Below are 22,957 nucleotides of genomic sequence, written 5' to 3'. Positions count from 1 at the left end.
GGGGAGGAGCGCGGATGCTTTCCCCGTGAAGCGCTCGGAAATCACCGCGCTCTTCATGAGTGTTAAGAATGCATGATCCTTCGCTTGCGAGAGTGTGAAACTCGTCGTTTCTGCCGCCCTGCCTGGTTATGCTGACCGGCATGGTGAGCCTCACTGCTGATCTCAGCCCCCTCCGCCCCGACCGTAACCTCGCACTCGAACTGGTGCGCGCCACGGAGGCCGCCTCGATCCGCGCGGTGCCGTTCATCGGCCGAGGCGACAAGGAGGCGGCGGACGGCGCCGCCGTCGACGCCATGCGCGCGTTCCTCGGCACCGTGCACTTCCAGGGGCGCGTCGTGATCGGCGAGGGCGAGAAGGACAACGCCCCGATGCTGTTCAACGGTGAGACCGTCGGCACCGGCAGCGGGCCGGAGTGCGACATCGCGGTCGATCCGATCGACGGCACCTCGCTGACCGCAGCCGGCCGGCAGAACGCGCTCTCCGTGATCGCGGTCTCCGATCGCGGCACGATGCTGGATGCCTCGAGCGTGTTCTACATGGACAAGCTCGTCACCGGCCCCGCGGGCGTCGGCGTCGTGGACATCCGCCTGCCCATCGGCGAGAACATCCGTCGTCTCGCTGCGGCCCTCGACAAGCCGGTCGACGAGATCGTCGTCTCGGTGCTGAATCGTCCCCGGCACGAGAAGCTCATCGCGGACATCCGCGAGGCCGGGGCCGGCACCCGCCTGATGAGCGACGGCGATGTCGCCGGCGGGATCAACGCCGCACGGCACAACGCCCGCACCGACATGTGCGTCGGCGTCGGCGGCAGCCCGGAGGGCATCGTCACGGCGTGCGCGATCAAGGCGCTGGGCGGTCACATCCAGGGCCGTCTCTGGCCGCGCGACGACGCCGAGCGTCAGCGCGGCATCGACGCGGGCCTCGACATGGACAAGGTCTACGAGGCGGATGACCTGGTCAAGGGCAACAACACGCTGTTCGTCGCGACGGGGGTGACCGACGGTCAGCTGGTCTCGGGCGTCCGCCGTGAGGGCGGGTACGTCTACACCGAGAGCGTGGTGCTGCGCGGGGCGTCGGGCACCCTGCGCCGGATCTCGTCGGAGCACCTCGTCTCGAAGTGGCTCTGACCACCTGATCGAGCACCTTCCCCGTGGCCCCGCGCCGCCGAGGGGCCTGACACGGCCCACGGTACGGACTTTTCCAGGTGCGGCTGGCAGAATAGGCAGGTCGCGATCGCGCTTTCGCGGTCGGAACGAGGAGGACGCACGATGACATCGCAGAAGGATCAGACCGGCAAGGCTGCCCCTGTGACGCACGTGACCACCGAGACCGGTCGCATCCTGCGGGTCAGTGACCTGCCCGAGGGCACCGTGGTGAAGCTGTCCACGCCGAAGCCCGGAGCGCAGACCCCCGCCGTCGATCCGGCGCGCCGTGCCGACGTGCTGTTCCGCAAGCGCCTCGATGAGGGGCACGAGGTCAGCGTCTGGTGGATGATCGGAGCGTTCCTGTTCGCCTCGGGGCTCGTGATCACCCTGCTCTGGTGGGTGCCGGGCGGAGCCTGACTCAGCTCTCGTCGAGCCGCGCCACGACGCCGTCGAGTTCGGCGCCGCGTTCGTAAGGCGTGACCTCGTCAGCGTCCGCCTGCGTCGCATCCAGCACATCGAGCATCGACGCGGGCGCGGCGATGGCGTCGAAGTCTTCGACGTCGCGAAGCCTGCGCTCGACGGCGCGGGTGCGCACTCCCGCCTCCTGTACCGTGCGCTGGGCGGTCTTGAGCTGCTTGTCGAGCTTGTCCCACACCTGGCCGTACTTCTGGAACTCGTTCTTCGCGGCGGCCAGCACCTTCCACACCTCGGAGCTGCGCTTCTCGATGGCGAGGGTCCGGAACCCCATCTGCAGGCTGTTCAGCAACGACATCAGCGTGGTGGGGCCGGTCACCATGACGCGCAGGTCGTTCTGGAGCCTGCTCGTCAGGCCCGGCCGGCGCGCCACCTCTGCGAAGAGCCCCTCCGTCGGCAGGTACATGATGGCGAAGTCCGTGCTCTGTGGCGGTGCGATGTACTTGGAGGAGATCAGTTTCGCCTGGGCGAGGATCGCCTTCTCCAGGCGCTTGATCGCGGTCTCGATCTCGGCCTTGTCTCCGTTCTCCTGTGCTTCGAGCAGGCGCTCGTAGTCCTCCTGGGGGAACTTCGAGTCGATCGGCAGGTAGACCGGTGAGTCGTCCTCACGGCCGGGGAGCTTCACGGCGAACTCGACGCTCTCCTGAGAACCCGGCTTGATCACCACGTTCTCCGCGTACTGGCCGGGAGTGAGCAGGTCTTCGAGCTGGCGCGAGAGCTGCACCTCGCCCCAGCTGCCGCGGTTCTTCACGTTCGTGAGGACGCGCTTGAGCCCCCCGACGTCCGATGCCAGGGTGTGCATCTCACCGAGGCCCTTCTGCACCTGCTCGAGGCGCTCGCTGACCAGTGCGAACGACTCGCCCAGGCGCTTCTCGAGCGTGCCCTGCAGCTTCTCATCGACCGTCTCGCGCATCTTCTCGAGCTTCGCCTCGTTGCCGGTGCGGAGCTTGTCGAGCTCTTCTCGAAGCAGCGTCTGCATCTCGGTGTGCTTGGCGGTGTTCGCCTCGTTCAGCGCTTGGATCTTCTCCGCGTTCTCCTGGAGCGCGACCTTCAGGGTGCCCTGCAGCCGGTCGTCGACCGTCAGCCGGATCTTCTCGAGCTTGTCGTCCGTCGTCAGACGCAGGGCGTTCACCCGTGCATCCACGTCGGCGCGGAACTCGGAGTGAGCGGTGGTGCTCGCCTGCGCATGCGCACGGAACTGCTCGACGAGCATGTTCAGAGCCGACGTGACATCGGTCTGGAGCTCTCGGTGATCGTCACGTCGCGCGGTGCGCTCACGATCGCCCTCTGACGCCTGCGTCTGCGCGAGATGGATGATGCGCTGATCCAGCAGGTTCTGCCCCTGGGCGATGGTGTCGACCAGCTCACGTCGCTGGGCGGCGAGCTCGGAGCGCACTTCGGCGTTGAGTCCATCACCGCCGTTCCCGCCCGACGCGAGCCGGGCCCGCAGTGCGAGCAGGAGGAAGAGGACGAGCGCGAGCAGCGCCAGCGTGAGCAGGCAGAGGACGACGAGCAGAACTTCCATGGGCGCATCCAGTCGGTCGGTTGTCGGAGGGGCGTTGCCTCAGAACGCACTCTATGAGAGGCCTCCGACATCGCCCTGCAGCCGGTGTTCCAGAGCGTTCCGGTCGCAGTTGGTCACGCTCTCGGTTGCGTAGAGCGGGACGGGCTGCGACCTGGGCAGAGGAAGAGCACAGCGAGCAGGACGAATTGACACCGGGAGAGACGCGCTCAGGCCGCGGCCCGCTCCGCGACCAGAGGCTCGAACTCGACCACCGGTACGCTCAGTGCGTCGGACAGCGCCCCGATGTCGACCGCATCGGCGCGACGGGCGGCATCGATGACGATCTGAGCGCAGGCCCGGGCATCCGCCAGCGCGTCGTGGTGCGGGAACTCGCCGAAGCCCGCGGCCGCGGCCGCCTTGGGCAGCCGGTACGACTCGAGCCGGTAGGTCTTGCGGGCGACGGCCAGCGAGCACAGCGAGCGGTACGGCGGCGCGTCGAGCCCGGTCGCCGCGCAGGAGCGGCGGAGCACGTTCAGATCGAACCCGGCGTTGTGCGCGACGAGCACGTCGCCGCCGGCGAAGGCGTGCAGACGGTCGATCTGCGCCTCCCACGTCGGCGCGCTCACGACATCCTCCGGCCGGATGCCGTGGATGCGTATGTTCCACTCCTGGAAGTCGTCGTGCCCAGCGGGCGGACGGATGAGCCATCCGGTCTGCGCGACGACCTCTCCACCGCGTACGCGGACGAGGCCCACCTGGCAGGGGGACGCCGGGCTGGAGTTCGCGGTCTCGAAGTCGATCGCAGTGAAATCCAGTGGCACGCATCAACTCTCTCCTCCCGCCTCTCGCGAGCGTCCGAGGCGCGCCGTAGGCTGACGACATGAGCATGAGCGAGCGCGCGACATCCTTCGGAACGGCGGCGAGCAGCTATGAGGCGGGCCGACCGGATTACCCGTTCGAGGCCGTCGCCTGGATGCTCGATCGGCTGACCGACGGAGCGCGTCGCATCGTCGACGTGGGCGCGGGGACCGGCAAGCTGACGCGGGTGCTCACCGAGGCGGCCGAGGGCGAGGTCGTCGCCGTGGATCCCGATTCAGAGATGCTGGCGGCTCTGCACGTGCAGTCGCCCCAGGTGCCGACGTTCATCGGCACCGCGGAATCGCTGCCGCTGCCGGATGCCTCGGTCGACGCCGCGGTCATGGGGCAGGCCTGGCACTGGGTCGACCCCGAACCGGCGTCGGCCGAGATCGGTCGCGTCGTCCGTCCCGGCGGCGTGCTCGGTCTCATCTGGAACGTGCGCGACGAGCGCGTCGACTGGGTGCGCAGGCTCACGCTCATCATGAGCGGCAGCCCCGCCGAGCAGATGATCGCGGGCGACGGGCCGACGATCGCCCCGCCCTTCACCGAGATCGAGAGCCGGCGCTGGGAGTGGACGCGTGCGATGACCCGCGAGCAGCTGCTGCACATGGCGCGCTCCCGCAGCTACATCATCACGGCATCCGACGAGAAGAAGGCGAGCATCGAAAACGGCATGCGCGACCTTTTCGACGAACTGGGCGTCGAGGGCGACCGCACGATCGATCTGCCGTACGTGACGGCGGCCTACCGCGCGGTGCGCGGCTGAGCAGCACAGCGGGGCGGCCCCGGTAGAATCGACTCCCGTGGCTCTCACTATCGGAATCGTCGGCCTGCCCAACGTCGGCAAGTCCACCCTCTTCAACGCGCTGACCAAGAACGACGTGCTCGCGGCGAACTACCCGTTCGCGACGATCGAGCCGAACGTCGGCGTGGTGAGCTTGTCCGACTCGCGGCTGAACACGCTCGCGGACATCTTCGGCAGCGAGCGCATCCTGCCCGCGACCGTGTCGTTCGTCGACATCGCCGGCATCGTGCGCGGCGCGAGCGAGGGGGAGGGGCTGGGCAACCAGTTCCTCGCCAACATCCGCGAGGCCGACGCCGTCGCGCAGGTGGTGCGCGGCTTCTCCGACGACGACGTGGTGCACGTCGACGGTGCGATCAACCCGCAGGGCGACCTCGAGACGATCAACGCCGAGCTGATGCTCGCCGATCTGCAGACCCTCGAGAAGGCGATCCCGCGCTTCGAGAAGGAGGTCCGCGGCAAGAAGGCCGATCCCTCGGTTCTCGAGGCGGCGACCGCCGCGAAGGACGCACTCGAGCGCGGCCAGCTGCTCTCGATCAGCGGCATCGACCTCGCGCCGATCAAGGAGCTGGGCCTGCTCACCTCGAAGCCGGTCATCTTCGTGTTCAACGTCGACGAGGCCGTGCTGACGGATGCTGCGCGCAAGGCCGAGCTCGCCGAGCTCGTCGCCCCCGCGCAGGCGATCTTCCTCGACGCGAAGATCGAGTCCGAGCTGATCGACCTCGACCCGGAGGATGCCGCGGAGCTGCTGGCCTCGACCGGCCAGGACGAATCCGGCCTGGACCAGCTCGCACGGATCGGCTTCGACACCCTCGGCCTGCAGACCTACCTCACCGCGGGTCCGAAGGAGGCGCGCGCCTGGACGATCCACAAGGGTGACAAGGCCCCGCAGGCCGCCGGCGTGATCCACACCGACTTCGAGAAGGGCTTCATCAAGGCCGAGGTCATCTCGTTCCAGGACCTGGTCGACACCGGCTCCGTGGCCGAGGCACGTGCGAAGGGCAAGGCTCGCCTCGAGGGCAAGGACTACGTCATGCAGGACGGCGACGTGGTGGAGTTCCGGTTCTCGAACTGACTCTTGTCTGGTTGTTCTGGTCCGTAACTCAACCTGGTGGAGTTCCGCCTCAACGTCTTATGTGTCGGCGCTGCTCGAGAATCGTCGGCGAAGCGTCGACTTCGAGTGTCATCGGGCACGAGGCGACGGCGTCCCGAAGAGGATGAGGTTGCCGTCCGGGTCGCGGACAACGAACTCAGTCGCTCCCCAGGGCTTCTTCTGCAGCCGTTCCTGAAAGTCGACCCCGCGGCCTCGAACTCGAGGAAGAGACTCTTGGCGCCGGTGGTGACAATGCTGGCCGACAACAGCTGTTCCTGTTCTCGCGCATCCGCCACGAACGGTGACTCGTCGACGTGGCGCACGTTGAATCCGGCATCGTCCCGGCGGACCTCGCCATAGAACGGAGGCTCGCCATAGGTGAAGACGATCTCAAACCCCAGAAGGACACGATAAAAAGTCATCGCTCGCGCGAAATCGGTGACGAACAGCTGCGCGGTCGCTCGCTGAAGCCGATGTGCGGATGTATCGGTGACAGACACTGGTGGGCTCTCCTTCAGTTCGGACCAGGAACTGAACCCGAGTTCGGATGCGATGATCTCTTGCGCGTCGTGAAGTGCGAATTTCGCTGCGAGCACCTCGCGATCAGTCATGCCGGCAAACCGAGGCAACGACTGACGCAGGCGTGCGGCCACCGTGTACAGACCGGCTCGGTGCTGGCGTACGAGAAGTTTTGCACGCTTCCTGGGATTCTCAAGTTCATTCATGATCGATGAACGAGTGGGCATCGCCCTTCCCGGACTCTCCAGTTGCGCCTCGGTCGCGCTGGGTTCACGCTACCGGTTCAGCGCTCAGGACTCAACGCATCGCGTGCTCTGCGTGCACTCCACCACTGATCCATGTTCGCGCGGCGAGGGGTCTGCGAATATGGGCATCATGTCCACAGCCAAGCTCTCCAGCATCATCGCCTCTCTCGGGCTGGCCGCCCTCGCGCTCGCCGGGTGCACGGCCGCCACAGCACCACAGGCAGCGGGAACCCCGAACTCGAGCGCCACGGCTGTCGCCCAGCCGGTGACCGAGACCGCGCCGAGCGCTTCGCCGGAAGCGGAACGCTGCTCCGGCATGTCTCAGGTCTACGGCGACGGCGGGGGGCTGTACCTGGAGCGGGGAGGCACCCTCAAGGATCTGGGCGCACGAGAGTTCGCTCGGGGCAAAGTGACGCTTGATGCTGAGGGCGTACCCGCGACTTACACGGTTGAGGCTGGCGACGTCATGGCCGTGGTTGCTGAGCGGCTCTGCGCATACCCGACTCTCGACTCGATGAATCACAGGCGCGACATTCACCCCGGCCAGGTGCTCTGGCTCACGCCTGATCCCAACCTCCCGTGGATTCCCTACTACAACCCTGATGATGCGCCTGCTGGCTTCAAGCAGATTCCCTATCAGCAGGCCATCGAGGCGGCAGGCAGGGCAGTCGATGCCGGTGACGTGGCCACCGTGCGGAAGATCTGGAACGAGACGCTGCGGCCCATGTTCACCAATCAGGAGACCATCACCGCCGTGCAGAAGGTGGTGGACTCGGGAGACCCGGACGGACTGCGACAGCTCTTCTCCTGAGGCCGACAGCTTGCCCGAGCGCAAACGCCTATCCGTGACGCAACCCGGTGGAGGTCCGCTTCAACGTGTGAGACCCGCGATCACTCGACCGTCTGCACGACCTGGACGAGATGGCCGTCGGGATCCTCGGCCCAGGCGATCAGCAGTCGATCGAGCCAAGGAGACGGCGCCCTGACGGGGGCCGCTCCGTGTTCGATCAGCAGTTCGTAAGCAGACCGGACATCGTCGGTCCAGAGGATCACGGCTGCCCGCTGACCACGGGCGATGGGGTCGAGCCCGTGGTCGTCGCGAGTGCTGGCCTCGGTGGCGAGGCCGAGACGACAGCCGTCGAGTTCGAGATCGACGTGTATCGGCGTTCCTGATGACGGCGTGCGGAACACCTCTGCGAAGCCGAGTGCGCGGTAGAAGGACGCTGCCCGGTCGATATCACGCGTGAACAGGACTGTCTGCGGCGTTCTGAAGAGAGCCATGCCGCCAGTCTCTCAGGCGCGGCAGGGGCGGCGTTCGTCAGCCCCGCAGGGCCGCGACCGCCTGCTCCACACGCCGTCGCCGGGTCTCGGGCCTCTTCGCGCTCTCGACCGAGCGGACGAGCTCGCGCTTGCGGCCCGGCGGCAGCGCGTCGAACGCGGCGCGGGCATCCGGATCCGCGTCCAGCGCGGCGGCCAGGTCGCCGGGCTCGGCGACGACGCGCGGCTCGGTGTCGAGCACCACCTCGACCTCGACCACTTCGCCGATCGCGACATCCGCCGCCTTCCGGTTGGCGTTGCTGAGGCCGATCAGGTGACGGCCCCGCATGATGGCGATCCGGCTCCGCCAGGAATGACCGTTGACGGTGATCGTCACCGGAGGGCGAGCGCCTCCGTCGAGCGCTTTCACCACGTCGGGCGGAACCTCCAGCCCGCGCATGGGCTCGGGTGGCTCGACCACGGCTGGGAACTTCATGATCTCTCCTTGCTCGGCAACCCGCATCCGGGGCGACCACGGCGGGTGCCGCATCGCCCCGGAGGCTGGTGCGCTGTTACTCGGCGAACGGCTGGTCCGGTGCGTGATCGCTGTACCCGAGGCTCCAGATGTAGCCGTCCGGGTCGGCGAAGGTGGCACCGTATCCTCCCCACGGCAGTGCCCCGGCGGGGTTGAGGACGGTTGCGCCGGCTGCCTGCGCCTCTGCGAGAACCTCATCGACGCGCGTTTCGCTGCGGACGACGTAGGTCAGCACCACGCCGCTGAACCCGCTGCCCTCCGGACTCGTGCCCACCTGCGCGGCCAGCCCGTCACGGCCGTAGAAGCCGACCGGTGAGGCGCCGTCCGATTCGAAGAACACCGAGATGCCGAAGTCGCTCTGGACCTTCCACCCGAGTCCCTCGGTGTAGAACTTCTTGGCCCGGTCCATATCCTGCACGCCGAGAAGAATCGAGCTGACGTGTGCTTTCATGCTGTGCTCCTTCTCCCATGGGGTGTTTCCCCTTGGGATCGTGATTCCAGCATCCGATCGCACAGGAAGCCGATCAACGGGAGATGTCGTGGCAGATCGATCAGCCGCGCTTATGTCGGCGCCGGGATAGGCTCGCGCCGTGGACCTTCGAGACATCGAGATCTTCCTCACCCTTGCCGAGGAACTGCACTTCGGGCGCACGGCGGAGCGGCTGCACGTGTCGCAGGCGCGGGTCAGCCAGGTCATCGCCCAGTACGAGCAGCAGATCGGCGGCGCACTGTTCGACCGTTCCAATCGCCGTGACGTGCGTCTCACGTCCGTGGGTGCAGCGCTGCGCGACGACCTCGCGCCCGCCTACGCACGGATCGTCGACGGCCTTCAGCGTGCGAGAGTCGCTGCCCGCGGGGTCGAGGCCCAGCTGCGCGTCGGACTGATGCCGTACAACGTGCCCGCCCTGCACGGCCATTGGGATGCGTTCAGCGCGCGCCATCCGGAGTACGAGCTGCTCGTGCGCTACGCCTCGTTCACCGACCCGTTCGGCAGCCTGCGCAGGGGCGAGATCGACGTCCTGGTCACCTGGCTTCCGATCGAGGAGGACGATCTGACGGTCGGACCGACGCTGTTCACCGACACTCGCGTGCTTGCGGTGGCCGCCACCCACGAGCTGGCGAGCAGGTCATCCGTGTCGGTCGAGGAGCTGGCCGACTACGCCCACATCCGGGTGCCGGGCGCTCCGGAGGCCTGGGAGAACGGCTATCTGCCCTTCTACACGCCGGGCGGCAAGAGCATCGAGCGGGTCGAGTCCGTGACGAACGCCGACGAGCTCCTGCAGCTCGTGAGCACGGGTGAGATCATCCATCCCTTCCCGGCGCACGTCATCCACTACTGGTCCCTGCCTCAGATCCGCTGGCTGCCGATACCCGACCTGCCCCGGCTCACCTATGCGCTCGTCTGGCGCACGGATGGGGGAGCGCCGCAGTCCGGGCCTTCGCCCGGACGATTGCGGATCTTGGGCCTGTTGTCGACGGTCTGCGCTGAGCGGCGCTCAGCCCGCCGGCTCGAGGCGGTGCAGCCAGCGCGGGTCGAGCTCCAGCTCGAGCGAGAGGCTGATCGGACCGATCTCCTCGGCGAGGCGGATGAACTCCCGGACCCAGCGGCCGACCTTGCCTGCGCGATGCACCAGGCCCCACTGCAGCGTCGGCTGCTCGTCGAACGGCACGTACGCGGCCGTCCCTCGGTCGTAGTACTTGAGGCCCTGGCCGCACGCGAAGGCCACGGACTTCTCATCGTTCGCCAGCGCCCACAGCACCTCCTCGCGCGTGAGCGCGGGCCGAACCCGCTCGGCGGCCCGGCGGGCCGGCGAGATCGCCGCCTCCCAGTACGCGGGCACGGGCAGACCCGAGGGCAGGATGTCGTACGTCTCGAGGTCATCGAGAGAGACGGATGCGCGGCCGGCGAGCTCGTGCGTGGGCGCGACCATCAGCACGATCGGCTCGGTGAACGCGACAGCGGCGACGTGAAGGTCGGACTCGTCGACCGGCAGCCAGAGGAGTGCGACGTCCGCGTCGCCGTCCCGGAGCGGCGTGAACGGATCGTCGATGCGGATCTCGCGGAGGCGGAAGTCGACCTGCGGGAAGCGGCTCCGGAAGACGGCGGTCATCGGCGCCAGATCCTGCCACATCGGACCCATCACCCCGAACGTGACAGTGTCCGGACCGCCGAGCGCGGAGCTCTTCGCCGCTTCGACACCGTCGAGGATGCGCCGGTAACCGGCCTCCAAGTCGTCCCGCAGCTGGACGCCGAGCGGGGTCAGGACCACCTTGCGACTGGTGCGCTCGAACAGCGGAGCACCGATCCGCTTCTCCTGCTTCGCGATCGACTGGCTGACCCGTGGCGGCGAGATGTACAGCTTCTCCGCCGTGCGTCCGAAATGCAGTTCCTCGGCGAGAGTCAGGAAGATCTCGATGTCACGCAGTTCCATCCACGTCATCCTTCCGATCGTTAACCCCGAGCGCAAGAGGCCTTTCGCGACTGGACATTGTTCGGATTCTGGCGGGTCGCGAGGCTTGAGACACAACGAACAGCCTCACGGCAAGGAGACAGGAAATGACTTCGACCACACTCGCGACGACGCCCCGGATGTCCAACCCGGCCGCGATCCTCGACGGCGCCTCGGGCGCGATCTTCGCACTCATGAAGGCCGCTCGGCAGACCGACCTGGAGCATTCGACCCTCGAACTGGTGCATCTGCGGGTCAGTCAGATCAACGGCTGCAGCCCGTGCGTCGACTCCGGTGTGAAGTCCGCCAAGCAGGCAGGCGAGACCGACGAGCGCCTGCACGCGGTCGTCGCCTGGCGCGAGACGCCCTACTTCACCGACGAGGAGCGCGCCGCGCTGGCACTGGCGGAGAGCGCCACCCGGCTGGCCGATCGGCCGGACGCCGTCTCCGACGAGGTGTGGGACGAGGCGGCGAGCTTCTTCGACGAGCGTCAGCTGGCCGCCCTGGTCCTCTACATCGCGACGACCAACCTCTTCAACCGGCTCAACGCGACCACGCGTCAGCTCGCCGGCGGCTCCTGGAACTGAAAGGCACGATCATGGCAACCGTACGAACCCACCGTTACACCGTGAAGACCGGTGACCTGGCCACGATGCTCGAGCGGCGCACGAACCTGATCGACGGCATCCGCACCGCCAATCCGGCCTTCGCGGAGGCGACGCTGATCAAGCTGGAGGACGGCTCCTACCTCGACATCTGGCGCTGGGACTCCGCTGAGGACATGCAGCGCGCGTCGCAGGCAGCCGGGAGCATCCCGCTGGTCGGAGCCACGCTGAGCCTGACTGCGGATCACGCGGTCATCGACGGGGAGGTGCTCGACGAGCGCTGACACCGCACGCACTGGCGCCGGTGCCCTCGAACCGATCGGGGGCACCGGCGCCGATCTGGCGAGTCCGGTGAGTACTTGAAAGATCGTCAAGTGCATGCTTATATGGCAAGGCCGCGGCGCATCCGCTGCGGGTACCGCGCACGATCTGGAGGCATCATGCCGACATCCGAAGACATCGGCGGCTCGTCGCCGTCGGCAGCCGCCGAGGCTCTGCAGGTGGCCGATGCAGTGGCCCGCCGGATCCGTTCGCGTCGCCGGTGGTACATCGCCGGCGCGCTCGTGATGGCGCTGGCGCTGGCCGGATTCACCATCGCCCTGGCAGTCTGGCCGGATCGTCTGGCCGATGTGATCATCCCCGGCCTTCTCGTGGTTCTCGCGCTTCTCGCCGTTCTCGCCTGGAGCGGCCGGACCATCCCGACCGGCGCGGTTGCGGTGACCAATCGCGTGGTGCTCGTCAGCGCCGTCCTGATGGTCGTGGCGCTGCTTCTGAACCGGATGATCCTCCCCGAGGGCTTCTCCGTGTGGGCCGTCCTGACGGCGCTGCTGCCGGCGCTGCCCTTCCTGTACCTCGCATGGCGGACGGCGCGCGCATGACGCACCCGCGTCACCGCCTCGACGACGTCATCCATTCGCCGGTCCGGCTCTCGGTCATGGCCGCGCTGCGCTCTGCGGACGCGGTCCACTTCGGACTGCTGCGCGACACCGTGGAGGTCAGCGACTCGCTGCTGTCCAAGCACCTCGCCTCGCTGGAGGCGGCCGGGTACATCGACGTGACGAAGGGGTACGCAGGACGTCGCCCGCGCACCTGGTACTCCCTCACGACGGAGGGGCGGGCAGCGTTCGACGCGTACATCGCGGCGCTGCGCGAGATCGTGGATGCGGCCGATCGGCGGCCCGACCCGTCCGGGTCGGCGTCCTGATCAGGCCAGGGTCTGCTCCAGCGAGTTCAGCCCGTGGCCGAAGCGTACGCGCCCGTGCGCGCCGTTGACGATCGGCATGAAGGGCTGCACGTGTCCGCATTCCACGTCGCCGATGATCGGGATGCCGAGGTCGCTCAGGGCATCGAGCACGGCCTCCTTCTGCGTCATGGTCGGACTGTCCGGCGCGCCGGTCCTGCCGACCAGCACCGCATTCGCCCGATCGAAGAATCCGGCCAGGCGCATGCCGTGCAGGTAGCGGCAGATGGCGAGCGCATTCTCTTCGCACGCCTCGACATAGACGATGAGCCCTTCCGGCGCGTGCGCCTCGGCGAAGGCGTTCAGATCTCCGAACTCCGTGCCGCCGACGTTGCAGAGCATCTCGATGCATCCTCCGATGAGGCGACCGGTCACGTCGACGTCGCCGCTGCCGCGATCGAATCGGGTCCAGGTTCCGCTCGCGTCCAGGGTCATCTCCGACACATGTGGATCGCCGACGTAGTCGTCCCATCCTTCCGACCGGTAGCGACCGGGGGATGTCTGCGAGAAGGTGTCCGTCGCCCGCCCCGTGCTGATGTCCGTCCAGCTGAGAAGCCCGTCCGGCACACGATACGGAGTATCCATGAGGTTGTTGCCGTGCAGCGTCGCCACCCCGGTCAGCACCGTCAGGGGCGTGAGGAGGGTGGAGATGTCGGAGAATCCGATGAACCAGGTCGGCTCGGCGGACCTGATGGCATCCCAGTCGAGGAGCGGGAGAAGATCGATCGCGGTCTCTCCGCCCCACGGCGGGATGATCGCCCGCACCGGCGGGATCGGTCAGGAAGCGGGTGAGTTCTCTCGCACGGTCCGATGCCGGAGCGCTGACATGACTCGTGCCGTCCATGCAGTCGCCGACCACGACGCGAAAGCCCTGAGCCCTCAGGCCGGCGATGGCGACGTCGAGGCGGGCGCGATGCGTGTCTGCGACGCCACTGGAGGGGGCGGTCACGGCGATCGTGTCACCGGGTTCGAGCGGGGCGGGGAAGCGGATGGCCATAGCCGATTCTCTCAGAACGGACTCGTGGGCTCGTCCCGCGCGAGGAGCGCCCTCAGGTCGCAGCCCTGCTGTCCGTCCGCAGGATCATCCAGAGGAGTCCGGCCTTCGGCGGGCCGCCTTCGTCTCCGATCGTCGGTGCTTGTCTTCGAGCCGCCGCCGCTGCGAGCCCTTCGTGGGCCGGGTCGGACGACGCTCGGCAACCGGCCTCACCGCGGTCCGTAGCAGCTCGGCGAGCCGCTCTCTCGCCGCCAGCCGATTCTGGCGCTGCGACCGATGCTCGGCGGCGCTGATCGTCAGAATCGTCCCCGCGAGGCGCCCGCCGAGCCGCTTCATGACGCGTTCGCGCTGGGCGGCGGTCAGCGCTGTGGTGGTGGCGACGTCGAAGACCAGCTGCACACGCGAGTCGGTCGTGTTCACGCCTTGACCACCGGGACCCGAGGACCGTGAGAACAGCTCCGTCAGCTCGCCTGAGGGTATGACAAGACCCCGCGGCGCTCCCGGCCCCGGCAGCACATGCAGGTCTTCCATCCGTTCAGTCTGCCGCACCGGCTCTCTGGTGCACGGCCCGCGCTGCCGACGCGCTCCGCCGTCGCCGAAGGCGTCTTCAGTCGGAACCGCCTCTGCCAGGATGGCGGGATGCAGCACCTGACGATCGAGATCCCGTGCGCCTGTGGCAGCGGCTCGACGGATGCGCGGACAACTCGATGGCCATCGACGTCGTGGACGCGAACATGGAGACGGTGATCGCCGGCTCCTGCGTGCGTGACGCGGGGTGGCGGGCATCTGCCGCGTCGGTGTGCGAGCGCGACCGGTACGGCTGGCCGCCTTCGGAGCAGCTTCTCCCGATCACGCTGCGGCGCTCGCACTGGAGGTGGGCCCTGTCACAGCTGGAACGTTGGGAGCCGTATGCGGACGACGGGGCTACCGCCCACGCGGACCTGCGCGCTCTGATCGATGACGCGCTCCGTGATGCGTGATCGCCCAGAGAAGACGAGGCGTGCGGATGCCTGACTCCGGATCCGGTCCGACGCGACGACCCGTCCTCGCGCTGATCGCGCTCGCGACCGTCGCGGCCGGGCTCGCCGTGCATCTGCTGGCCCCGGCGGGCCCCGTCAGCGATGCGGCTGGCGACATCCTCTACGCCGCGCTGATCGTGCTGCTCGTCGCCTTCGTCGCGCCTCGAGCCCGGTGGTGGGCGGTGGCGGCGGTGGCGCTCGGGTGGTGCTTCGGCGTGGAGCTGCTGCAGCTCACCCCGCTGCCCGGCCAGTGGGGTGCGACCGTCCCTGCGCTGAGGCTCGTGTTCGGCACGGGCTTCTCGCCATGGGATCTGCTCTGGTACGCGGTGGGTGTGACGCTCGTCGTCGGAATCCGGAAGAGACTCCAGCCGCAGGATCAGTAGACCCGGCGGATCTGCTGGGGCCAGCCGCAGGCCTCGGCGATCCGGCCGCCCCACATCCGCGCGGTCTCCTCGTCGGGCACGTCCACGATGGTCAGACCGCCGATGTACTGCTCGCCCGGCGCGTACGGGCCGGATCCGAACTCCAGCGTGCCGCTGGTGTCGTCGGCGGTGATCGCCGCGTCGAGGTCCTCGTCCACGCCGGCCGCGAACACCAGTACTCCGGCGTCGCGCATGTCGTTCACGACGGCGTTGGCGAGCGGACCCCGCTCCCCGAACCACTCCTCACTGTGGTCGCCGACCCACTGCTGGTTGAAGTAGATGATGTACTGGGTCATGGTCGTTCCTCTCTCGTCATCGAAGGGTGAATGTCAGGTGCGTCACGCCGCTCGGTGAGGACACTGATTCGACCTCGTAGCGCTCCTCGAGCGCCTCGAGCCCGTCCCAGAGTCGCTCGCCGCGCCCGAGCAGGATCGGAACCTGCACGATGTGGGCGACCTCGATGAGGCCGGACGCCAGGAAGTCCCGCAGCATCGTGACGCCTCCGCCGACGCGCACGTCGAGATCGCCGGCGGCATCGCGCGCCATCTCGAGCGCCTCCTCAGGTGTCGCATCGACGAAGTGGAACACGGTGCCGCCCTCCATCTCGATGGACGGGCGGAGGTGGTGGGTGAGCACGAAGACAGGGGAGTGGAACGGCGGGTTGGGACCCCACCAGCCGCGCCACTCGTCGTCGGTGCCGAGGTCCGTCCACGGACCGGTCGACGCGCTGAACTTGCCGCGGCCCATGATCTCGGCTCCGAAGCCGACGCCGTGCTGCTCGGCGAAGGCGTTGTCGACCCCTGTCGAGCCACCCGGCTCGCCGGCCATCGTCCGCCAGAATCTGGTCGCGAACATCCACTCGTGCAGTCGTTCCCCGGCGTGTCCGAAGGGCGCCTCGGTCGTGATGCCGTCGCCCGTGCCGAAGCCGTCGAGCGAGAGGGAGAAGTTGTTCACGCGGACCCGCGACATGATGCCTCCGTGAGAGTGGTTGCAGTCTGCAACCTGATCTCGGTAACGTACCGAACCCGGCATCCAGGTGCACCCTGTGATCGTCGCCCTCGGCAGCTGGGGCCTCGCACATCGCACCGGTGAGCGCCCCGACGCCTGCCTGTGCCAAGGCACGCACGAGATGCCGGCATCCGCGGCACAGCTGAACCGGCACGGGCCTCCTCAAGTAGGGTTGTTCAGGCACATCCCGAACGGCACCAGGAGGAGCACCCGTGGCAGAGAACAGCATCTTCGAGGCGGATGGCCGCTCCGTTTCGTACGTCGATGAGGGTCCTGGTCCGGTTGCACTGGTCCTGATCCCAGGCGTCGGCATGGACGGCGGAGCGCTGGGATCGATCGGTCACTACCTCGCGGAGGAGGCCGGATTCCGGGTGCTGCGGATCGGTGCGCGTTCCGAGGACAGCACCGTGGCGGAGCGCGTCGAGGACGCCCTCGCCGTGATGGACCACGTCGGGCTCGAGGACGCCTGGATCGGCGGCCACGGCGCCGGCGGGACTGTCGCCCGCGCCTTCGCCGGCGCGCACACCGATCGTGTGAACGGCCTGCTGCTGCTGGGCGTCGAGGAGAACGACGCTCCGCTGGCCCCCGCGATCCCGATCCTGATCATCCAGGGGACCGCGGACGTCGTCACCCCGCCGGCGAACGGTGAGGCGCTGCAGGCCACGGCCACCGATCGCGCCAGCATCACGAGCATCCCAGGTGCCGACCACTTCTTCCCCATGACGCACCCCATCGAGACCGCCGTCGTGATCGAGGAGTACCTCGACTGGGACTGACGCTCAGGAGGATCCCTCAGCGGCGGTGATCCGTGCGTAGCTGATCGTGCCGATCGCCAGGTCGTGTCGGCTCACCCGAGGGTGTGAACGGGCTGCTCCGGCGGGGTGAGATCAGTCGGCCGGCATCCCGCACGCGCATGCCGACGGTGCGGCCGGCCTGCCCCGCCTCGACGTCGCATCCGCCCGCCCGGACAGTGCTCCTGGGCGATTCCCGGCTGCTTGGCGAATCCCCGGCAAGAGGGGCAGACTGGGCGCGGCGAGGGGAGCGGTCATGAGCGTGCAGGTGCGGCGGATCTACGACGATCCAGAGTCATCCGACGGCAAACGGGTGCTCGTGGACAGACTCTGGCCGCAGGGCGTCAGCAAGGAGCGCGCCGACCTCGACGAGTGGTGCAAGGAGATCGCGCCCTCGTCCGAGCTTCGCAAGTGGTACGGGCACGACCCGGCGAAGTTCGAGGAGTTCGCGCGGCGTTATCGAGCCGAGCTCTCCGGCCCCGAGCGCGAGAAGGCACTCGCATCGCTGCGGGCGCTCGCCGCAGCGGGTCCTCTCACACTGCTCACGGCCTCGAGGCGAGACGACATCAGCGAGGCCACAGTGCTCGAGCAGGTGCTCTCCGGAGCCGGAGGATGAGGGGCGGACCGCAGAGGATCGACGCACCGGTGAGTGGAGCGCGACCCGATAGCCTGCAGGCATGACCTCGCCGATCCGCGACGCGGTGGCGCACCTCGCGCCCGGGTACTTCGCCCTGGTGATGGGGACGGGCATCATCTCGGTCGGACTGCACGACGCCGGCTGGGAGGTGCCCTCCGACATCCTGATGTGGATCGCGATCGTCGCATACGCGGTGCTCTGGGTGCTGTACATCTGGCGGGCGTCGGCGTTCCGCAAGCATCTCGTGGCCGATCTGCGCGACCCGGCGAAGGCGTTCGGGTTCTTCACGATCATCGCCGGTACCGACGTGCTCGCGGTGCGGCTCAGCATGGCCGGGTTCGGCGGGATCTCGCTGTGGCTGCTGCTGTTCGCCGTCGTGCTCTGGTTCGTGTTCGGCTACGCGCTGCCCTGGCAGGTGCTGCTCACCCGCGACGGCAAGCCGATCCTCGCCCGCACCAACGGCAGCTGGTTCATCTGGGCGGTCGCCAGCCAGTCGGTGGCCGTCGCCGTCTCGCAGCTGCAGCCGCTGCTCGGCGGCGGGCCGTGGGCGGGGATGCTGGCGGTGCTGGCGTGGTCGGTCGGCGTCAGCCTGTACGTCGCGGTGGCGATCCTCGTACTGCTGCGGATCGTGCACTTCGGGATCACACCCCAGGATTTCGACCCCACGTTCTGGGTCACCATGGGTGCCCTGGCGATCGCCGTGGTGGCCGGGTCCGGTGTCGTCGACATGGATCACTCGCCGATGGTCGACGCGGTGCGCCCGCTCGTGGCGGCGACCGTCGCGGTGTTCTGGACGTTCTGCGCGTGGCTCATCCCGGCGCTGGTCGGGGCCGGGGTCTGGCGGCACTTCGTGCACCGCGTGCCCCTGCGCTACGAGCCGACGCTGTGGTCGATGGTGTTCCCGATCGGCATGTTCTCGGTGGCCTCCATCCTGGTCGGACGCGTCGACAGCCTGCCCGCGGTCGAGCAGATCGGCCTGATCGGAGTCGCCGTGGCGCTCGTCGTGTGGGCGATCGTCTTCGCCGGGATGCTGCATCATCTCGTGCTGGTGCTGTGGGGCGGGCTGCGCCATCGCCGGTGAAACACGGAACCGCCGCATCCCCGGGGGAGGCGACGGTTCCGGTGGATCGTTCAGGCCGGTTGCGGCAGGAGGGTGAAGGACACCGATCCCTGCTCGTCGACCCCGGCGTCGAGCACCTTGTCGGAGAGTGCCTCGGAGGCGCCGTGCTCGAGGAACACGCGGGTTCCCTCGGAGTCGACGACGTCGTCGCCGGGCTCCGGTGCCGGCGCGACCGAGACCATGAACCGGGGATCCTCCGTGGTCGCGGACTCGGTGGGGTGGATGCGCAGACCTGCACCGGGATCGGTGGTCTGACGGGTGACGAGTGTCGTCACGATCGTGCTGGCGTTCTCGGTCAGGGTGAGCATTGCGCTCTCCTTCCGGTTGGCGGCACCGCACCGTCCAGCGCGGCGTCCCGGCCACGTTGCCGCAATCGGCCGTCATCCTCAACCGCAGGGCACGGACTCTGACGACATTCACACCCAGAGCCGGTCGCCACGCGTACCATGCGGGCTCCGCTCCGCGACGGTGGCTCTGTCGCACCCGAGTGGCAGGATGGGCGCATGCCCGAGTCCCCCGAGGTGCAGGCGCTCGCAGAACAGCTCGACGAGCGGATGGCCGGCCACGTGATCACGGCGATCTCCGGCGTGGATCCGCGCATCGTGAAGACCCGGAACCGGCCGCCGGCCTCCATCGAGGGCGCCCGGATCGACGGGGTGCGGCGCTTCGGCAAGTACCTCGGCTTCGATCTGGATGGGCAGTGGCTGGTGCTGAGCTTCGGGCGCAACGGCTGGATCCGCCTGCGCCAGGACGGGACTCCCGATCCGGATGACCGCGGCTACGCGGTCGCCGCGGTCACGCTCGACGACGGCGCCCAGATGCAGTTCGTCGAGACCGGTGACTTCCTCGCCGCGGCGGCCTGGGTGGTGGACGCCCCGGACGACGTCGCGGGAGTCGCCGGCCTCGGACCCGATCCGATCTCGCCGGACTTCGACTCCGCCGATCTCGAGCGGGCGATGGGATCACGGCGCAAGCAGATCAAGGCGCTGCTGCAGGAGCAGCGCTCCCTCGCCGGCATCGGCAATGCGTACTCGGACGAGATCCTGCACCGGGCACGGCTGTCGCCGATGAGGCATGCGGCCGCGCTGACGACCGATGAGCGCGCACGGCTGTATCAGGCAGTCGTCGATGTGATGCGCAGAGCGGTCGACGATCGTCGCGGGGTTCCCGCCGACGGGCTCAAACGGGCCAAGATCGCCGCCATGGCCGTGCACGGGAGAGGTGGGCAGGCGTGCCCCGTGTGCGGTGACACGATCGCCGACCATGTGTTCGGCGGGGCATCCGCGCAGCTCTGTCCCACGTGTCAGCCGGAGATCGTCTGATCGGGGCGATCCCGCTTCAGGCCGATCGGCAGCGCGACCCAGAGCACCAGCACCACGATCACGCCGATGATCGCCGCCACCACGGCAGCCGTGCGGTTCAGGGTGACATCGAGGATGAGCGCGGTCACCCCGACGGTGACGGCGCCGATGACCACCAGATCCGCCTTGACCAGTCGGTTGGCCACGCGCACGAGTTCGGGCTTGCGGTGCTGATGGAACAGCAGCCGGTGCAGGCCGACCGGCGCCAACGCGAGCACCGTCGCGGTGGCCGCGCCCACCACGAGGGCGACGTACAGGGTCCGCTGCACATCGTCGAGGTCGGCGAACCGCGGCTGGAAGGCGACGGCGAGCAGGAAACCCGTCAGGATCTGGGTGCCGGTCTGCATCACGCGCAGCTCCTGCATGAGCTCGTTCCAGTTGCGGTCGGCTCGGCTGTCCGGTGATTCGTTGCGACCGCGGTCGCCGTCATTCACCGTCATCGCGCGGCTCGCAATGCCGCCGCGATCGTCCGGTCGAGTTCCGGGCACTCGTCTGCGGCAGCGGGAGGAGTGATGATCATGCCCGGCACGGTACTCGTGGTCGCCCGCGAACGGAAGGGGCTCGACAGGCGGCTCACCAGCGGTTGTGGACATCCTCCGCCCAGCCGGTGATCCCGGCCACCGCGATCCACTCGCCCTCGTCAGCGCGCACCTGCCCGTCGTAATGTCCGAAACACTGGTGGGTCACCGATCCGACCAGCACCAGCTGGGTCCTCGCGGCCCGCACATGGAACGGCGTGAAGGCCAGGTCGATGCGGTCGCCGGTGATGTGCCACGGCGCAGACCAGTCCTCGGGATCGAAGTCCCACTCGAGCGCTCCGGCCACCTTGTGCACCCGGCCGTCCAGAGTGAATGCATTCTGGGAGACCCCGTGCCGCACCGCGAGCGGACCGCCACCGCCCAGCTGCAGCCCGATGCGCCTTCCGCGTGACAGCCCTGCGCCTGCGCCCCAGTTCCAGTGCGTGCGGTACGGGAGACGCCCGCGCAAGTGGTCGAGCACCGCCCAGGATGCTCCGGCCGGGACCTCGTGCACCACGCCGTCGACGGTGATCGTGCCGTGCGCCGGCCGGTCGACGTCCTTGACGGTGAACTCCGCGAGGAAGGGACTGAACGGCGCGGCGGTGCCCATCGCCTCGTGTTCGGACGGACGGGTCGCGACGATGTCGACCCGCACTCGGGGCGAACGGGCGACCAGGAGCGTGCAGCCGGCGTCCTCGGCGAACTCCAGCGACACCCGGCGTCCGTTCGACGTGGCTGAACCCCGGCCGATCGTGCCCGGCAGGTGCACGCCGCGCGACAGCGCGCCGATCTCGAAGACGTCGATCTCCTCGCCGGTGGTCCGGTCGAGCACCCACACCTGGCGCACGTTCGCGTAGTCCAGAGCGCCGATCGTCATCGCGATGATGTGCGTCGGCGTGGTGACCGCCCAATACTCCCAGCGCTTGGTGCGACCCCATCCCCGCGGGCACCTGCCCACCGCATCCGTGTCGATCAGCGGAGTGCGCGTCCATCCGATCGCATCCGGATTCTGCAGGCCCCGCGCCGTGAGCAGGGGGACCGGAACCGTGATCTCGCGGTCGACGCCGGTCATCGCACGCCCCGGATCGGGATCACGGTGAGCGCGCCGAGCACTGCGAAGACGATCCCGGCGACGAACACCGCCGTGTACCCGCCGCTGAGCAGGATCAGCACGCCGACCAGGGCGGGCGTGAACGCCTGCGGCAGCGCGGTCGCGATGTTCAGGATGCCGAGGTCCTTCGCCGCCTGGTCCGCGGCGGGAAGGACCTCGTTCATCAGCGCCATGTCGACGCTCATGTAGATGCCGTAGCCCACGCCGAACACGGCGGCCAGCGCGAACATGCCGCCGACCGACGGCACGAGCAACGGGATCGCGAGCGAGGCGGCCATGATGACGGACGCCAGGAAGACGAAAGCCTTCCGGCGTCCGGTGCGATCCGAGACCCGGCCGACGAAATACGTCGTCAACAGTGCGCCGACGAGCATCACGGCGGTGATAGGTGTGCTCATCGCTGTGGACTCGGAGTTCGAGAGTCCGACGTAGTCGCGCAGGATGTACAGCAGGTAGGACTGCACGCTCTGGTAGGCGAGGATCAGGAAGAACCGGCCCGCGAATGCCCACCAGAAGTCGGGGAAGCGTTTCGGATCGACCCAGAAGCCGGCCAGGAACGATCGCCATGAGAACGGCGGGCGCTCCAGGTCGCGCGACGAGAAGTCGCGGTTGAACACCACGAACAGCACGCAGACGATCATGAATCCGATGCCGAAGGCGGCATAGCCGATCCCGATGCTGTTCACCGCGATGCCGGCCAGTGCCACGCCCGCGCCCATTCCCACGAAGATGCCCAGAGCAACGACCGCGCTCGCGACGCCGAGGCGCTCCCTGGCGAAGTGGTCGGGAACGACGGCCGAGCCGACGGTGGCCACCGAGTTCACGCACAGCATCATCAGAACCCAGTACAGGCAGAGCACCCAGAGACTGGTCGCACCGGCGAGCAGTACCGTGAAGAGCGCGCCGGTGGCTCCGCCGATGATGATCCACGGCGCCCGGCGTCCCAGCCTGCTGCGGGTGCGATCGGAGAGCGCGCCCATCAGCGGATGGATGACGATCGTCGCGATCGACGATGCCGTCATGACGATCGCGAGGTTCGCGACCTTGTTCTCCTCGTCGATCGCCGCCACCTGGTCTGGAACCAGGATGACGATGAATCCGGCGTACACGGTGAGGATCGCGGCGTTCAGCAGGAAGAGCCACGTCAGCAGTCGGGTCTGCCGCGCGATCCGGATTCCGAGAGCGGCGGTGCTCACGGGGCTCCTTTCGAGGCGCGACGTCGCGCCGGGGCGGATGCCGCGCAAGACGC

The 22,957-nt window shown here is 68.3% G+C and carries 30 protein-coding genes and 2 pseudogenes; 16 read left to right on the top strand and 16 right to left on the bottom strand.

Features of this window, described 5'->3' with window-relative positions:
- Positions 1–140 precede the first annotated feature (140 nt).
- Together glpX and L2X99_RS09000 are read left to right on the top strand one after the other, a co-directional pair.
- On the top strand, positions 141–1,127 hold the full coding sequence (gene glpX / locus L2X99_RS09005) for a class II fructose-bisphosphatase (RefSeq protein ID WP_236123925.1): 987 nt from the start codon (positions 141–143) through the stop codon (positions 1,125–1,127).
- Between the two features lie 141 nt (positions 1,128–1,268).
- Positions 1,269–1,562, top strand: a complete 294-nt coding sequence (locus tag L2X99_RS09000) for a hypothetical protein (RefSeq protein ID WP_236123927.1) — start codon at positions 1,269–1,271, stop codon at positions 1,560–1,562.
- Position 1,563: 1 nt separating this feature from the next.
- Here L2X99_RS09000 and L2X99_RS08995 read toward each other — a convergent pair whose 3' ends face one another.
- Together L2X99_RS08995 and L2X99_RS08990 are read right to left on the bottom strand one after the other, a co-directional pair.
- Positions 1,564–3,144: a DNA recombination protein RmuC gene (locus L2X99_RS08995; protein ID WP_236123929.1), complete on the bottom strand. Its 1,581-nt coding sequence runs from the start codon at positions 3,142–3,144 to the stop codon at positions 1,564–1,566.
- A 206-nt stretch (positions 3,145–3,350) separates the two neighbouring features.
- Positions 3,351–3,944, bottom strand: coding sequence for a 3'-5' exonuclease (locus L2X99_RS08990; protein ID WP_236123931.1), 594 nt, complete (start codon positions 3,942–3,944; stop codon positions 3,351–3,353).
- 59 nt (positions 3,945–4,003) lie between these two features.
- Between L2X99_RS08990 and L2X99_RS08985 the strand changes: the two genes are divergently transcribed.
- Together L2X99_RS08985 and ychF are read left to right on the top strand one after the other, a co-directional pair.
- On the top strand, positions 4,004–4,747 hold the full coding sequence (locus L2X99_RS08985; RefSeq protein WP_236123933.1) for a class I SAM-dependent methyltransferase: 744 nt from the start codon (positions 4,004–4,006) through the stop codon (positions 4,745–4,747).
- Positions 4,748–4,784: 37 nt separating this feature from the next.
- Positions 4,785–5,858, top strand: coding sequence for a redox-regulated ATPase YchF (gene ychF / locus L2X99_RS08980; protein ID WP_236123935.1), 1,074 nt, complete (start codon positions 4,785–4,787; stop codon positions 5,856–5,858).
- Here ychF and L2X99_RS08975 read toward each other — a convergent pair.
- Positions 5,810–6,601: a hypothetical protein gene (locus tag L2X99_RS08975; RefSeq protein WP_236135883.1), complete on the bottom strand. Its 792-nt coding sequence runs from the start codon at positions 6,599–6,601 to the stop codon at positions 5,810–5,812. The genes ychF and L2X99_RS08975 overlap by 49 nt on opposite strands.
- On the opposite strand from L2X99_RS08975, the gene L2X99_RS08970 reads away from it, so the two are divergent.
- Positions 6,600–7,451 (top strand): hypothetical protein, encoded by an 852-nt coding sequence (locus L2X99_RS08970; protein ID WP_236135882.1) that lies wholly within the window; start codon positions 6,600–6,602, stop codon positions 7,449–7,451. The two genes, L2X99_RS08975 and L2X99_RS08970, sit on opposite strands and share 2 nt — an antisense overlap.
- Positions 7,452–7,531: 80 nt before the next feature.
- On the opposite strand, the gene L2X99_RS08965 is transcribed toward L2X99_RS08970, so the two are convergent.
- The 3 genes from L2X99_RS08965 to L2X99_RS08955 all read right to left on the bottom strand — a co-directional run bounded on the left by L2X99_RS08965 (position 7,532) and on the right by L2X99_RS08955 (position 8,883).
- Positions 7,532–7,921 (bottom strand): VOC family protein, encoded by a 390-nt coding sequence (locus L2X99_RS08965; RefSeq protein ID WP_236123941.1) that lies wholly within the window; start codon positions 7,919–7,921, stop codon positions 7,532–7,534.
- Positions 7,922–7,958: 37 nt separating this feature from the next.
- Positions 7,959–8,393: a YdeI/OmpD-associated family protein gene (locus L2X99_RS08960; RefSeq protein WP_236123943.1), complete on the bottom strand. Its 435-nt coding sequence runs from the start codon at positions 8,391–8,393 to the stop codon at positions 7,959–7,961.
- A gap of 76 nt (positions 8,394–8,469) precedes the next feature.
- Complete coding sequence (locus tag L2X99_RS08955) at positions 8,470–8,883, bottom strand: VOC family protein (protein ID WP_236123945.1); 414 nt, start codon at positions 8,881–8,883, stop codon at positions 8,470–8,472.
- A 139-nt stretch (positions 8,884–9,022) separates the two neighbouring features.
- On the opposite strand from L2X99_RS08955, the pseudogene L2X99_RS18545 reads away from it, so the two are divergent.
- A pseudogene (locus tag L2X99_RS18545) lies at positions 9,023–9,838 on the top strand (LysR family transcriptional regulator); the annotation flags it as partial.
- A 90-nt stretch (positions 9,839–9,928) separates the two neighbouring features.
- Here the strand turns inward: L2X99_RS18545 and L2X99_RS18540 are convergent.
- On the bottom strand, positions 9,929–10,864 hold the full coding sequence (locus tag L2X99_RS18540) for a LysR substrate-binding domain-containing protein (RefSeq protein WP_442923524.1): 936 nt from the start codon (positions 10,862–10,864) through the stop codon (positions 9,929–9,931).
- Between the two features lie 125 nt (positions 10,865–10,989).
- Between L2X99_RS18540 and L2X99_RS08945 the strand changes: the two genes are divergently transcribed.
- The 4 genes from L2X99_RS08945 to L2X99_RS08930 all read left to right on the top strand — a co-directional run bounded on the left by L2X99_RS08945 (position 10,990) and on the right by L2X99_RS08930 (position 12,691).
- Positions 10,990–11,469, top strand: coding sequence for a carboxymuconolactone decarboxylase family protein (locus L2X99_RS08945; RefSeq protein WP_236123951.1), 480 nt, complete (start codon positions 10,990–10,992; stop codon positions 11,467–11,469).
- A gap of 11 nt (positions 11,470–11,480) precedes the next feature.
- Positions 11,481–11,771 (top strand): hypothetical protein, encoded by a 291-nt coding sequence (locus L2X99_RS08940; protein ID WP_236123953.1) that lies wholly within the window; start codon positions 11,481–11,483, stop codon positions 11,769–11,771.
- 156 nt (positions 11,772–11,927) lie between these two features.
- Complete coding sequence (locus L2X99_RS08935; RefSeq protein WP_236123955.1) at positions 11,928–12,365, top strand: hypothetical protein; 438 nt, start codon at positions 11,928–11,930, stop codon at positions 12,363–12,365.
- Positions 12,362–12,691, top strand: a complete 330-nt coding sequence (locus tag L2X99_RS08930) for a winged helix-turn-helix domain-containing protein (protein ID WP_236123957.1) — start codon at positions 12,362–12,364, stop codon at positions 12,689–12,691. Before L2X99_RS08935 ends, L2X99_RS08930 begins: the two co-directional genes overlap by 4 nt.
- On the opposite strand, the gene L2X99_RS08925 is transcribed toward L2X99_RS08930, so the two are convergent.
- The 3 genes and pseudogenes from L2X99_RS08925 to arfB form a co-directional block, all read right to left on the bottom strand.
- Positions 12,692–13,492: an LD-carboxypeptidase gene (locus tag L2X99_RS08925; protein ID WP_329608159.1), complete on the bottom strand. Its 801-nt coding sequence runs from the start codon at positions 13,490–13,492 to the stop codon at positions 12,692–12,694. It abuts the gene before it with no gap.
- Positions 13,493–13,556: 64 nt separating this feature from the next.
- Positions 13,557–13,724, bottom strand: a pseudogene (locus tag L2X99_RS18260) (LD-carboxypeptidase); the annotation flags it as partial.
- Positions 13,725–13,808: 84 nt separating this feature from the next.
- Positions 13,809–14,252: an alternative ribosome rescue aminoacyl-tRNA hydrolase ArfB gene (arfB, locus tag L2X99_RS08920; RefSeq protein ID WP_236135880.1), complete on the bottom strand. Its 444-nt coding sequence runs from the start codon at positions 14,250–14,252 to the stop codon at positions 13,809–13,811.
- A gap of 134 nt (positions 14,253–14,386) precedes the next feature.
- Between arfB and L2X99_RS08915 the strand changes: the two genes are divergently transcribed.
- Entirely contained in the window at positions 14,387–14,701 is a 315-nt protein-coding gene (locus L2X99_RS08915) for a hypothetical protein (RefSeq protein ID WP_236123961.1), read from the top strand.
- A gap of 26 nt (positions 14,702–14,727) precedes the next feature.
- Positions 14,728–15,123 carry a ribosomal maturation YjgA family protein gene (locus L2X99_RS08910; protein ID WP_236123962.1) on the top strand — a complete coding sequence of 132 codons (396 nt, stop codon included), beginning with the start codon at positions 14,728–14,730 and terminating at the stop codon, positions 15,121–15,123.
- On the opposite strand, the gene L2X99_RS08905 is transcribed toward L2X99_RS08910, so the two are convergent.
- Both L2X99_RS08905 and L2X99_RS08900 read right to left on the bottom strand, forming a co-directional pair.
- Positions 15,117–15,458, bottom strand: coding sequence for a YciI family protein (locus L2X99_RS08905; RefSeq protein ID WP_236135879.1), 342 nt, complete (start codon positions 15,456–15,458; stop codon positions 15,117–15,119). The genes L2X99_RS08910 and L2X99_RS08905 overlap by 7 nt on opposite strands.
- 16 nt (positions 15,459–15,474) lie before the next feature.
- On the bottom strand, positions 15,475–16,131 hold the full coding sequence (locus L2X99_RS08900; RefSeq protein ID WP_236123966.1) for a dihydrofolate reductase family protein: 657 nt from the start codon (positions 16,129–16,131) through the stop codon (positions 15,475–15,477).
- 251 nt (positions 16,132–16,382) lie between these two features.
- Here L2X99_RS08900 and L2X99_RS08895 point away from each other — a divergent pair, with 251 nt between their 5' ends.
- The 3 genes from L2X99_RS08895 (at position 16,383) to L2X99_RS08885 (ending at position 18,679) form a co-directional block, all read left to right on the top strand.
- Positions 16,383–16,946: an alpha/beta fold hydrolase gene (locus L2X99_RS08895; RefSeq protein WP_236123967.1), complete on the top strand. Its 564-nt coding sequence runs from the start codon at positions 16,383–16,385 to the stop codon at positions 16,944–16,946.
- A gap of 271 nt (positions 16,947–17,217) precedes the next feature.
- Positions 17,218–17,577: a DUF488 domain-containing protein gene (locus L2X99_RS08890; protein WP_236135878.1), complete on the top strand. Its 360-nt coding sequence runs from the start codon at positions 17,218–17,220 to the stop codon at positions 17,575–17,577.
- A gap of 61 nt (positions 17,578–17,638) precedes the next feature.
- Complete coding sequence (locus L2X99_RS08885) at positions 17,639–18,679, top strand: tellurite resistance/C4-dicarboxylate transporter family protein (RefSeq protein WP_236135877.1); 1,041 nt, start codon at positions 17,639–17,641, stop codon at positions 18,677–18,679.
- A gap of 50 nt (positions 18,680–18,729) precedes the next feature.
- Here the strand turns inward: L2X99_RS08885 and L2X99_RS08880 are convergent, their stop codons facing one another.
- Complete coding sequence (locus tag L2X99_RS08880) at positions 18,730–19,026, bottom strand: Fe-S cluster assembly protein HesB (protein ID WP_236123971.1); 297 nt, start codon at positions 19,024–19,026, stop codon at positions 18,730–18,732.
- 195 nt (positions 19,027–19,221) lie between these two features.
- Here L2X99_RS08880 and L2X99_RS08875 point away from each other — a divergent pair, with 195 nt between their 5' ends.
- Entirely contained in the window at positions 19,222–20,040 is an 819-nt protein-coding gene (locus L2X99_RS08875; RefSeq protein ID WP_236123974.1) for an Fpg/Nei family DNA glycosylase, read from the top strand.
- Here L2X99_RS08875 and L2X99_RS08870 read toward each other — a convergent pair.
- From L2X99_RS08870 to L2X99_RS08860, 3 genes are all read right to left on the bottom strand, one after another.
- Complete coding sequence (locus L2X99_RS08870) at positions 20,022–20,519, bottom strand: DUF6328 family protein (protein ID WP_236123976.1); 498 nt, start codon at positions 20,517–20,519, stop codon at positions 20,022–20,024. The two genes, L2X99_RS08875 and L2X99_RS08870, sit on opposite strands and share 19 nt — an antisense overlap.
- 133 nt (positions 20,520–20,652) lie before the next feature.
- Positions 20,653–21,669: a DUF2804 domain-containing protein gene (locus tag L2X99_RS08865; protein ID WP_236123978.1), complete on the bottom strand. Its 1,017-nt coding sequence runs from the start codon at positions 21,667–21,669 to the stop codon at positions 20,653–20,655.
- Positions 21,666–22,904 carry an MFS transporter gene (locus L2X99_RS08860; protein WP_236123980.1) on the bottom strand — a complete coding sequence of 413 codons (1,239 nt, stop codon included), beginning with the start codon at positions 22,902–22,904 and terminating at the stop codon, positions 21,666–21,668. The genes L2X99_RS08865 and L2X99_RS08860 overlap by 4 nt, the downstream gene beginning before the upstream one ends.
- Positions 22,905–22,957: the final 53 nt, after the last annotated feature.

The sequence above is a fragment of the Microbacterium sp. KUDC0406 genome, assembly GCF_021582875.1.
In the GTDB taxonomy this organism is placed as follows: domain Bacteria; phylum Actinomycetota; class Actinomycetes; order Actinomycetales; family Microbacteriaceae; genus Microbacterium.
The sequence above is the reverse complement of the archived record's forward strand: the minus strand, read 5'-3'. Positions and strand labels throughout refer to the sequence as shown.

Bases quoted from the DNA above. Each gene is read 5' to 3' on its own strand.
- glpX (WP_236123925.1), top strand. From the start codon at position 141: ATGGTGAGCCTCACTGCTGATCTCAGCCCCCTCCGCCCCGACCGTAAC.
- L2X99_RS09000 (WP_236123927.1), top strand. From the start codon at position 1,269: ATGACATCGCAGAAGGATCAGACCGGCAAGGCTGCCCCTGTGACGCAC.
- L2X99_RS08995 (WP_236123929.1), bottom strand. From the start codon at position 3,144: ATGGAAGTTCTGCTCGTCGTCCTCTGCCTGCTCACGCTGGCGCTGCTC.
- L2X99_RS08985 (WP_236123933.1), top strand. From the start codon at position 4,004: ATGAGCATGAGCGAGCGCGCGACATCCTTCGGAACGGCGGCGAGCAGC.
- L2X99_RS08970 (WP_236135882.1), top strand. From the start codon at position 6,600: ATGATCGATGAACGAGTGGGCATCGCCCTTCCCGGACTCTCCAGTTGC.
- L2X99_RS08975 (WP_236135883.1), bottom strand. From the start codon at position 6,601: ATGAATGAACTTGAGAATCCCAGGAAGCGTGCAAAACTTCTCGTACGC.
- L2X99_RS08965 (WP_236123941.1), bottom strand. From the start codon at position 7,921: ATGGCTCTCTTCAGAACGCCGCAGACAGTCCTGTTCACGCGTGATATC.
- L2X99_RS08960 (WP_236123943.1), bottom strand. From the start codon at position 8,393: ATGAAGTTCCCAGCCGTGGTCGAGCCACCCGAGCCCATGCGCGGGCTG.
- L2X99_RS08955 (WP_236123945.1), bottom strand. From the start codon at position 8,883: ATGAAAGCACACGTCAGCTCGATTCTTCTCGGCGTGCAGGATATGGAC.
- L2X99_RS18540 (WP_442923524.1), bottom strand. From the start codon at position 10,864: ATGGAACTGCGTGACATCGAGATCTTCCTGACTCTCGCCGAGGAACTG.
- L2X99_RS08945 (WP_236123951.1), top strand. From the start codon at position 10,990: ATGACTTCGACCACACTCGCGACGACGCCCCGGATGTCCAACCCGGCC.
- L2X99_RS08940 (WP_236123953.1), top strand. From the start codon at position 11,481: ATGGCAACCGTACGAACCCACCGTTACACCGTGAAGACCGGTGACCTG.
- L2X99_RS08935 (WP_236123955.1), top strand. From the start codon at position 11,928: ATGCCGACATCCGAAGACATCGGCGGCTCGTCGCCGTCGGCAGCCGCC.
- L2X99_RS08930 (WP_236123957.1), top strand. From the start codon at position 12,362: ATGACGCACCCGCGTCACCGCCTCGACGACGTCATCCATTCGCCGGTC.
- arfB (WP_236135880.1), bottom strand. From the start codon at position 14,252: ATGGAAGACCTGCATGTGCTGCCGGGGCCGGGAGCGCCGCGGGGTCTT.
- L2X99_RS08910 (WP_236123962.1), top strand. From the start codon at position 14,728: ATGCCTGACTCCGGATCCGGTCCGACGCGACGACCCGTCCTCGCGCTG.
- L2X99_RS08905 (WP_236135879.1), bottom strand. From the start codon at position 15,458: ATGACCCAGTACATCATCTACTTCAACCAGCAGTGGGTCGGCGACCAC.
- L2X99_RS08900 (WP_236123966.1), bottom strand. From the start codon at position 16,131: ATGTCGCGGGTCCGCGTGAACAACTTCTCCCTCTCGCTCGACGGCTTC.
- L2X99_RS08890 (WP_236135878.1), top strand. From the start codon at position 17,218: ATGAGCGTGCAGGTGCGGCGGATCTACGACGATCCAGAGTCATCCGAC.
- L2X99_RS08885 (WP_236135877.1), top strand. From the start codon at position 17,639: ATGACCTCGCCGATCCGCGACGCGGTGGCGCACCTCGCGCCCGGGTAC.
- L2X99_RS08880 (WP_236123971.1), bottom strand. From the start codon at position 19,026: ATGCTCACCCTGACCGAGAACGCCAGCACGATCGTGACGACACTCGTC.
- L2X99_RS08875 (WP_236123974.1), top strand. From the start codon at position 19,222: ATGCCCGAGTCCCCCGAGGTGCAGGCGCTCGCAGAACAGCTCGACGAG.
- L2X99_RS08870 (WP_236123976.1), bottom strand. From the start codon at position 20,519: ATGACGGTGAATGACGGCGACCGCGGTCGCAACGAATCACCGGACAGC.
- L2X99_RS08865 (WP_236123978.1), bottom strand. From the start codon at position 21,669: ATGACCGGCGTCGACCGCGAGATCACGGTTCCGGTCCCCCTGCTCACG.